This is a genomic window from Streptosporangium sp. NPDC000509 (assembly GCF_042898365.1).
GTDB lineage: Bacteria > Actinomycetota > Actinomycetes > Streptosporangiales > Streptosporangiaceae > Streptosporangium.
Window position 1 is genome coordinate 39,809 of record NZ_JBIAYX010000033.1, and the last position, 9,960, is coordinate 49,768.

The 9,960-nt window shown below is 68.7% G+C and carries 3 protein-coding genes; all 3 read left to right on the top strand.

Annotated elements, in window-relative coordinates; genetic code table 11:
• Positions 1-19 precede the first annotated feature (19 nt).
• Positions 20-2,389: a hypothetical protein gene (locus tag ACFY3D_RS38440; RefSeq protein WP_389989306.1), complete on the top strand. Its 2,370-nt coding sequence runs from the start codon at positions 20-22 to the stop codon at positions 2,387-2,389.
• A 495-nt stretch (positions 2,390-2,884) separates the two neighbouring features.
• Positions 2,885-4,105 (top strand): ROK family protein, encoded by a 1,221-nt coding sequence (locus ACFY3D_RS38445; protein ID WP_389989308.1) that lies wholly within the window; start codon positions 2,885-2,887, stop codon positions 4,103-4,105.
• 217 nt (positions 4,106-4,322) lie between these two features.
• Positions 4,323-9,812 (top strand): ThuA domain-containing protein, encoded by a 5,490-nt coding sequence (locus ACFY3D_RS38450; RefSeq protein WP_389989310.1) that lies wholly within the window; start codon positions 4,323-4,325, stop codon positions 9,810-9,812.
• Positions 9,813-9,960: the final 148 nt, after the last annotated feature.

The following is a 9,960-nucleotide window of genomic DNA, read 5'->3' on the forward strand; positions in this document are numbered from 1 at the left end:
ACGGACTCTCGTCGGAGCCGTGACCGCCGCGATGATCTCCACCATGCTCTTCGCGGGCTCCGCCCACGCCGACCCGCCCGTCTCCGGAACCGGTGAAGACGGCGCCTGGTCGATCGAGACCGTCGACGGTGGCTACAAGATCACACTTCGACTCGCCGAGCCGCTTCCGGTACGGGACGCCATACCGGAACTCGCCGTCGACGGCACCTCCCTCGGCCCCGCCGTGGAGTCGCCGGACGGCACGACCCTGACGGTGACCACGACCGACCCCGGCGTCTCCGGTGCGACGTCCGTCGACGTGGCCTGGAACGGAGAAGTCCCCTCGGAGCCCGCCCCCACCGGGAGGATCGCTCCCGAACCGGCGCCCTCCCGGCCGGGGAAGCCGGGTACCCCCGCTCCGCCGGTCGACCCGGCGGCTCCCGGGCGCTACACGGTCGTCCACGACGAGTACGACCTCGGCGACACCGCCATCACCCTGGCCGGCCTCGGCGGCAGGCAGGCCGAGGTCCGCGCGAAGACGTATCTGCCGAAGGAGGCCACCGGCAGGCTTCCCCTGGTCGTCTTCCAGCACGGCCGCCACTCCGCGTGCTACAACCCCGTCACGCGCCAGACGTCGAACACCACCTGGCCGTGCCCGGCAGGGCAGCAGCCGATCCTCAGCTTCACCGGGTACGACGGCCCCGCCGACGTGCTCGCCAGTCACGGGTACGCCGTCGTGTCGGTCAGCGCCAACGGCGTCAACGCCGCCGACAACCCGTTCAGCGAGGACCGGGGCGCGCTCGCGCGCGGCGAGGTCGTCATGCGCCATCTCGACCTGCTCGCCGACGCGACCAAGGGGAAGGGCGAGGCCAAGCTCGTCGAGCTTTTCAAGGGCCGTCTCGACATGGACGACGTCGGCCTGATGGGACACTCGCGCGGAGGTGAGGGTGTTGTCAAGGCGGCACTGCTCAACGCCGGGCGCCCCAAGCCGTACGGGATCAAGGCGGTCCTTCCGCTCGCGCCCACCGACTTCGCCCGTGCCACCCTGCCCAACATCCCGATGTCCGTCTTCCTGCCGTACTGCGACGGGGACGTCTCCAACCAGCAGGGACAGCACTTCTACGACGACTCCCTGTACGCCTTCGAGAAGGACGAGGCGTTCCGTTCCTCACTCATGATCATGGGAACGAATCACAACTTCTTCAACACCGAGTGGACGCCGGGCGTGGCCGTCGCGCCGGCGTCCGACGACTGGAGCAACCGGAACGACCCGGTGTGCGGCAGCACGGCCGCCCCCGGCCGGCTCACCCCGGCCGAGCAGTACGCGGTGGGCACGGCCTACATCGCCGGGTTCTTCCGTCTCGTCCAGGGCAAGGAGCACGCGCTGCTCCCGCTGTTCGACGGCAGCGGTGCCGTTCCCGATTCCGCCGGGCGTGCGGTCGTCCACACGGTCGCGCAGGCCGAGTTCGACAAGCGCGTCGATGTGGCTCCCTTCACCTCGCCGTCGTCCCCCTTCACCGTCTCCGGCGCGGCGACCGGCGTGATCTGTGCCGGCATGCTGGACCGCTCGCCGCAGAGCGGCCTGCCCACCTGCGCCACCAGGCTGACCACGTCGCAGGCACCGTCCTGGACACCCGCGACGTACGCCGGAAACGTCACCGCCACACCGGTCCTGCGGTTCTCCTGGACCGACACCAGCGGCGAGGTGAGCGTTCCGCTGCCCCCGGGGTCGCGGAACGTCAACGGCCGCGACGCCCTGACCTTCCGCGCGGCCCTCGACGAGAACGCGACGGGGAACGTCGACCTGGCGGTCACCGTCGTCGACGGCCGCGGCAGGACCGGCACCGTGCCGGTCTCCGGCGTGAGTGACGCCCTCACGCCGTTCCCCGGTACGACCTCGCCGCTGCCCAAGACGTGGCTGCGGACGGTGCGCATCCCGACGTCGTCCTTCGACGAGGTCAACCTGCGTGACGTGCGAGAGGTCCGCCTCACCGGCGCGAGCCCGACCGGCGGCGTGTACCTGGGCGACCTCGCGTTCTCCGACGTCCGCGTGGGCAAGTCCGAACTGGACGAGTTGCCGCAGGTCTCGCTGCAGAGTCTCACGGTCCCCGAAGGGAACGGTCCCGGCGTCGCCACCATGACGCTGACGCTCTCGGGGCGGAGCAAGAAACCGGTGACGGTCAACGTCCAGTCGATCGTCACCGGCGTCGCACCGGTGATCACGGCGCTGGCCCAGCAGGTCGTCATCCCCGTCGGGGCGAGGTCGGCCACCTTCCAGGTGCCGATCGTGGGCGACACCACACCGGCGACGACCGCCCAGTCATACCAGGTGGTCGCGTCCGTGCCGACGAACGCGACGATCGGAAACGGGTTCGCCCGCCTCGTCGTCACCGACGACGACGCGCTCTGACCTCGAACACAACCGGTACCAACGAAGCGGGCACGGCCGTCGGGCCGTGCCCGCTTCGTTCGTGCCCGCTTCGTTCGTACCCGCTTCGTTCGTGCCCGTCCTCGTGGGTCCGGCGGGCACCCTGCCCCGCGGGGCCGCTGCGGCGTTCTCGGTCGGCCCGTCCCCTCGGCGGCTCGACGCGGTGCGGGCGCCGGGACCGATGAGGGCCTCAACCGGATGCCTCAGCCGCTCCGCGTGACCGGTCGGAGCGGGGGCCATCGGGCCGGGAGGAGACATGCGACGAAAAACGTAACAGTGCGTAACATGCGATACGTCTCTCACCTGCGCATACGCGAAGATGTCAACTCGTTACCTCGCAACAAGGTGCACACCGGACACTCGCGTGTTACAAACCTCATTAGTTGATTGCCGAGACAAAAGAAGGCGGTGGCACGCGTGACCCACGGGTACAGCGTCACCCACGCGACCGGCACCGCCTTGCCGACCAGCTCCCCCATGGTGCGCCAGACAAACCTCTCCCTGGTCCTGCGCCACCTGCGCGACAACGTGTCCCAGTCCCGGGCCGACATCGCGGAGGCGACCGGCCTGCACCGGGCCACGGTCTCCAATCTGGTGTCCGAGCTGCTCGACCGGCGACTGGTCCGCGAGGTCGACACCGAGCACGTCGGCGCGATCGGCCGCCCACGGCGGCCCCTGGCCCTGCACGGCACGCACGTCGGCGCGCTGGGCCTGGAGATAAACGTCGACTACATCTCGGTCCACGGATCCGACCTCAGCGGCCGGGTCCTGGTGGAGCGCCGGATCGGCTTCGACGCGATCGCCGGCGGACCGGATCACGCGCTGCGCATGCTCGGCCGGATGGCCCTGGAGGCCATCGAGGCGATGAGACTCGCCGGAGCCGTCCCCGCCGGTCTCGGGGTGGCGGTCCCCGGCCTGGTCGACGTGGCGCGTGGCGTCGTCACGTTCGCCCCCAACCTGGGCTGGCACGACCTGCCCCTCGCGGAACGCCTCTCCGACGCGCTCGGCACGGGGAACGTTCCAGTTTCGGTGGACAACGACGCCAACCTCGCGGCCGTGGCCGAGCACACCGTCGGCGTCGCCGCCGGCACCCCCCACCTCGTCTACCTGACGGGCGAGGTCGGCGTGGGGGGCGGCATCTTCGTCGACGGCAAGCTGCTGCGCGGCGCGGACGGCTTCTCCGGCGAGGTCGGCCACCTGCCGGTCGACCCGGGCGGCATCCGCTGCGGCTGCGGGCGGCACGGCTGCTGGGAGACCAAGGTGGGCCTGGCCGCGCTGGTACGGGCGACCGAGCCGGACCAGGCGCGCAGGTCGGCCGATCTGCCGGTATCCGACCCCGAGGAGCACGCCACGGAGATCGCCAGAGGACTGGTCGCGGGCGACCGGCAGATGACGGACGCGGTCGCACAGGTGGGGCGGTGGCTCGGGCTCGGCGGCTCGATCCTGGCCAACCTGTTCAACCCGCGAGTGATCGTCGTCGGCGGCTACTTCGCCACGCTCGCCGAATGGCTGTTACCCCACGCCCAGGCGGAGCTGGAGCGGCTCGTCGTCGCCGGCTCCGCCAACCGATGCAGGTTCGTCGCCTCCGATCTCGGCTTCGGAGCCGCCTCACGAGGCGCGGCGAACATGGTGGTCAACCGGCTCATCGACCACCCAACCATGATCACGGATCCGTTACCCCAGCTCTCGACCGGCTAACGGATCCCCACAAGCCTGGAGGCGGCACCCTCCAGATCACCGCAGTACCCAACCTCATCCCCATGTAACAAGTGGCACCAGCGCGGCGGCGCGCGCTTTGCCTGACGACCCCCCAGTCAGGAAAGGGATCACCATGTCACCACGTTCTCGAACGTGGGCCGGGCTCTCCAAGAGCCTGCCGTTAACAGAAAACCGCTCCCTACGTCGGACGGCTGCGATGATGGCTCTGGCCGTCGTCGCGCCCCTGCTCCCTGTCTTCACATTCCTGACATCACCGGCGAACGCCACCACCGGCTCCGCCTCGACCAGCGTGGCGTCGGCGGCCAACCTCGCCGATCCCGACTTCAAGGTCCTGGTCTTCTCCAAGACCAGCGGCTTCCGGCACGACTCGATTCCCGAGGGAATCGCGGCGGTCCAGCAGCTCGGCCTGGAGAACAACTTCGCGGTCGACACGACCGAGGACAGCGCCAAGTTCACTGACGCCAACCTGGCTCAGTACAAGGCCGTCATCTTCATGTCCACGACCGGCGACCCCGTGAGCACGCCGGACCAGAAGGCCGCCTTCGAGCGCTACATCAAGGGTGGCGGCGGCTACGCCGGCGTCCACGCGGCCTCCGACAGTGGCTACAGCTGGGAGTGGTACGGCAAGCTCGTCGGCGCGTACTTCAAGTCGCACCCGGCGATCCAGCAGGCCACCGTCAAGGTCGAGGACCCCGCGCACCCCTCGACGGCGCACCTGCCGACCTCGTGGACCCGCACCGACGAGTGGTACGACTACACGACCAACCCGCGTGCCAACGTGCACGTGCTCGCGTCGATGGACGAGAAGTCCTACACCGGTGCCACCATGGGCGCCGACCACCCGACGGTGTGGTGTCAGGACTACGACGGCGGACGCTCCTGGTACACCGGCCTCGGCCACACCAAGGCGAGCTTCGTCGAGCCGAACTTCCTGAAGATGCTCCTCGGCGGAATCAAGACCGCCGCGGGCGTCGAGAAGGCCGACTGCTCTGCCTCGCAGAGCGGTAGCTTCGAGAAGGTCACGCTCGACGACAACACGTCGAACCCGATGATGACCGACATCGCCAAGGACGGGCGGGTCTTCTACATCGACCGCCTGGGCGACGTGAAGGTCATCAAGACCAACGGCTCGACCGTGACGGCCGGTCGTCTGAACGTGTTCACCGCCAACGAGAGCGGTCTGCTCGGCCTGGCGCTGGACCGGAACTTCGACACCAACAACTGGCTGTACCTCTTCTACTCGCCGGTGGGCCAGAACGTCGACCGGCTGAGCAGGTTCACGGTCAACGGCGACTCGCTCGACTTCTCCAGCGAGAAGGTCGTGCTCAACGTGCCGGTGCAGCGGGCCGAGTGCTGCCACCACGGTGGTGGCATGCTCATGGACCACAAGACGGGTGACCTGTGGCTGGCCACCGGTGACAACACCAACCCGTTCGCCTCGGACGGCTACACGCCGATCGACGAGCAGTCCGGCCGGTCCTCCTGGGACGCCCAGCGCACCTCGGGCAACACCAACGACCTGAGCGGCAAGCTGCTGCGCATCACCCCGCAGGCGGACGGCACCTACACCGTGCCGAGCGGGAACCTGTTCCCCGCGGGCACGGCCAAGACCAAGCCCGAGATCTACGCCATGGGCTTCCGTAACCCGTTCCGCATGGGCCTGGACCCGAAGACCGGCTTCCCGATGGTCGCCGACTACGGACCCGACGCCGGCTCCGCGAATGCCAACCGTGGTCCGCGCGGCACCGTCGAGTGGAACCTGGTCGACAAGCCGGGCAACTACGGCTGGCCGTTCTGCGTGGGCGACAACACCCCGTACAACGACTACAACTTCGCCACCAAGACGTCGGGCGCCGTGTTCAACTGTGCCGCGACGACCAACGACTCGCCCAACAACACCGGTCTGACCACGCTGCCCCCGGCGATCGCGGCGAAGATCTGGTACACCAGCGCCACCAACGCCAACTCCTTCCCGGAGCTCAACGGCGGCGCGCCGATGGCAGGTCCGGTCTACCGCTACGACGCCGACCTCGCGTCGACCGTCAAGTGGCCGGCCTACTGGGACGGCAAGGCGATCTTCGGTGAGTGGAACACGAACAAGATGTTCTCGTTCCAGCTCAACGAGGCCGGCACCGCCCAGATCAAGATCAACCAGATCCTGCGGTCCATGAGCTTCAAGCGCCCCATGGACATCAAGTTCGGTCCCGACGGCGCGCTGTACCTGATCGAGTGGGGCTCCGGCTTCGGCGGCGACAACGCCGACTCCGGCATCTACCGCATCGAGTACACCAAGGGCGTCCGCCCGCCGGTGGCCCGCGTCTCCGCGGACAAGACCGACGGCCCGGCCCCGCTCACCGTGCAGTTCTCCAGCCAGGGATCGAGCGACCCGGACGGCAAGCCGATCACCTACTCGTGGGACTTCGACGGTAACGGCACCTCCGACTCGACCGACGCCAACCCCTCGCACACCTACACCCAGGCCGGGCAGTACAGCGCGGTCCTGACCGTCAGCAACGCCGACGGCGTCACCGCCACGGCGAACCTGCCGATCACGGTGGGCAACACCCGTCCGACGGTGACCCTCGAACTGCCCCCGAACGGCGGCTTCTTCGAGTTCGGCGACCAGGTGAAGTACAAGATCGTCGTCACCGACCCCGAGGACGGCACGATCGACTGTGACGACATCCAGATCCAGGCGTACCTGGGTCACGACAGCCACGGTCACCCGCTCGACCAGCACCAGGGCTGTGAGGGCACCATCCAGACGCTGTCCGACAGCGGTCACGGCATCGACGACAACCTGTTCTACATCCTTGAGGCGAGCTACACCGACAAGGGTGGCCAGGGTGGCGCTCAGTCGCTGACCGGGCGGGCCGAGGTCATCCTCCAGCCCAAGCGCAAGCAGGCCGAGCACTTCTCGTCGACCGGCCGGGTCACGGGCGGAACGGGAACGGACGCCGCCGGCGTCCAGACCGAGACGACCACCGACCCTCAGGGCGGCGCCCAGAGCATCGGCTTCACCACCGACGGCGACTTCTGGTCCTACACCCCGCTCAACCTGAGCGGTATCTCCCAGGTCCGGTTCCGCGCCTCCTCGGGTGGTGCCGGCGGCACGGTGCAGATCAAGGCGGGTAACGCCGACACCGGCACCCTGCTGGGCTCGGTGGACATCGCGCCCACCGGCGGCTGGCAGACGTTCCAGGACGTCACGGTCGACCTGAACAACGTTCCGACGACGACCGGCCCGGTGTTCTTCATCGTGCGCAAGCCGGCGAGCGCGGCCAACGACGCCTACCTGCTCAACTTCAACTGGGTCGACTTCATCGGCCAGGGCGTCACCGACAACCAGCGCCCGACGGTGGACGCGACGGCCACCCCGACCACGGGTATCGCCCCGCTGAAGGTCGACTTCACCTCGACCGCCACCGACCCCGACAACAACACCCCGCTCACCTACAAGTGGAACTTCGGCGTGAACGGCTCGCCGCAGCCGACCACCGCCAACGCGAGCTACACCTACAACGCCCCCGGCACGTACAACGCCACGGTGACCGTGGCCGACTCCAAGGGCGCCTCGACGAGCAAGACGCTCACCATCAAGGTGGACCCGCCGAACACCAACTGCTTCTCCGGTCGTTCCGACGACTTCCTGGGCACCGAGCTCGACAGGAACCGCTGGTCGGTCATCCGTGAGGACCAGAACCTCAAGGTCGCCGGCGGCAGCCTCGTCCTGCCGACCTCGCTCACCGAGATCTACGGCACCGGCACCGGCACCACGACCAACATCGTGGTCCAGCCGGCACCGCAGGGTGCCTGGACGGCCACCACCAAGGTCACGCTGAACGCCCGCGACATGTACCAGCAGGCGGGTCTGATCATCTACGGCGACGACAACAACTACGCCAAGATGGTGCTCCAGGCGCGGGGGACGAACGACCACGCCAACCGCGTCTTCCAGTTCATCCGTGAGGAGAACGGCACGCCCAACGAGGTGACGCAGAGCAACACCGCCGCCCTCGGAGACGCCTACCCCGACACGGTGTACGTGAGGTTCATCAGCGACGGCACCAACATCACCGCCCACTACTCCTCGGACGGCACCACCTTCACGGCGATGCCGCAGACCAAGGCCCTCGCCGGGATCAACAACCCGAAGATCGGCCTGCTCTCCCTGGCGAGCACGGGCACCCGCCCGGTGGTCGACGCCTCCTTCGACTGGTTCCAGATCAGCCCCGACGACACCGCGAGCAGGCCGGCGCCGAACGACGAGTTCAACGGCTCGTCCCTCGACACCTGCCGCTGGGACGCGATCGTCCGTCCCGACAGCTCGACCGTCCGGGTGACCGGCGGCAACCTGGAGATCGACACCACCACCGGTGACATCTACGGCAGCACCAACGGCACTCCGAAGAACTTCATCCTGCAGACGGCGCCGAGTGGCGACTGGACGCTGGAGACGAAGGTCGACGGGTCGGCGCTGAACGAGCAGTACCAGCAGGGCGGCCTGATGGTCTACGCCGACGACGACAACTACGTGAAGCTCGACTACCTCACCGGCAACACCGCGGGTTCCGCGGTGTCGCGCCGGATCGAGCTGCGCAGCGAGATCGGCGGGACCGTCCAGAACCCGCAGCCGCAGACCGGCACGCTCACCCAGGGCGTCTGGCACCTGCGTCTGAAGAAGGAGGGCACCACCTTCAAGGGCTCCTACTCCGCCGACGGCACCACGTGGACCGATATGGCGCAGACGGTGGCGAACACCGCCGTCGGCAACGGCAAGATCGGCGTGTTCACCCTCGGCACCGCGCAGCAGGCGTCCAAGACGGTCAAGTTCGACTACTTCCGCCTCACCGGCGGTGGAACGGCCGACACGACCGCCCCGGTGACCACGGCCACCCCGAACCCGGCCCAGCCGGCGAACGGATGGTTCACCGGTCAGGTCCTGGTCACGCTGGCCGGCACCGACGAGGCGCAGGGCAGCGGCGTCGACAAGACCGAGTACCAGCTCGACGGCGGCGCCTGGACCACGTACACCGCGCCGGTCGCCATCACCGGCGACGGTGACCACAACCTGGCGTACCGCTCCGTCGACAAGGCGGGCAACGTCGAGGCGACCAAGACGCTCGCCGTCAAGGTCGACGCCAAGGCTCCGACGACGACCTCCACGGTCGGTTCGCAGGACAACGGCGGGGTGCCGGTCACCCTCTCCGCGACGGACGAGACGTCCGGCGTGGAGAAGATCGAGTACTCCCTGGACGGCGGCGACTGGACGCCTTACACCGCGCCGGTGAACGTCACCGGTGACGGCGACCACGAGCTGCGCTACCGCGCCACCGACAAGGCCGGGAACGTCGAGGAGATCAAGACCCAGACCGTCACGGTGTCGGCCGCTCCGACGGTCCCGCTCACCGTTACGGCCCAGGGTCGTTGCATCGGCACCACGGTGCACCTGGCGGTCACGGCCGTCAACAACGGCACCGTGCCCGCCAACATCACCCTGACCACCCCCTACGGCACCAAGACGGTCGCCAACGTGGCCCCGGGCAAGCAGGCCTACCAGTCCTTCAACACCCGGACCGGACAGCTCGCCGCCGGCACCGTCACCACCAGCGGCACCGCCACCATCGGCGGCCAGCCGGTTACCACCGACTACGAGACCGCCTACACCGCGCTCAACTGCGGCTGACCTGACCGGCGGCGACCACGGCGTACGCGCCGCGGTCGCCGCCCTGATCAACTGGGGCCGGCCGACAGACCGGCCGGCCCCGCCCCCCATAAACGGAGCAAGCCCATGAAAACCACCCGCACCACCAGGGTCATCGCCGCGTCCCTGC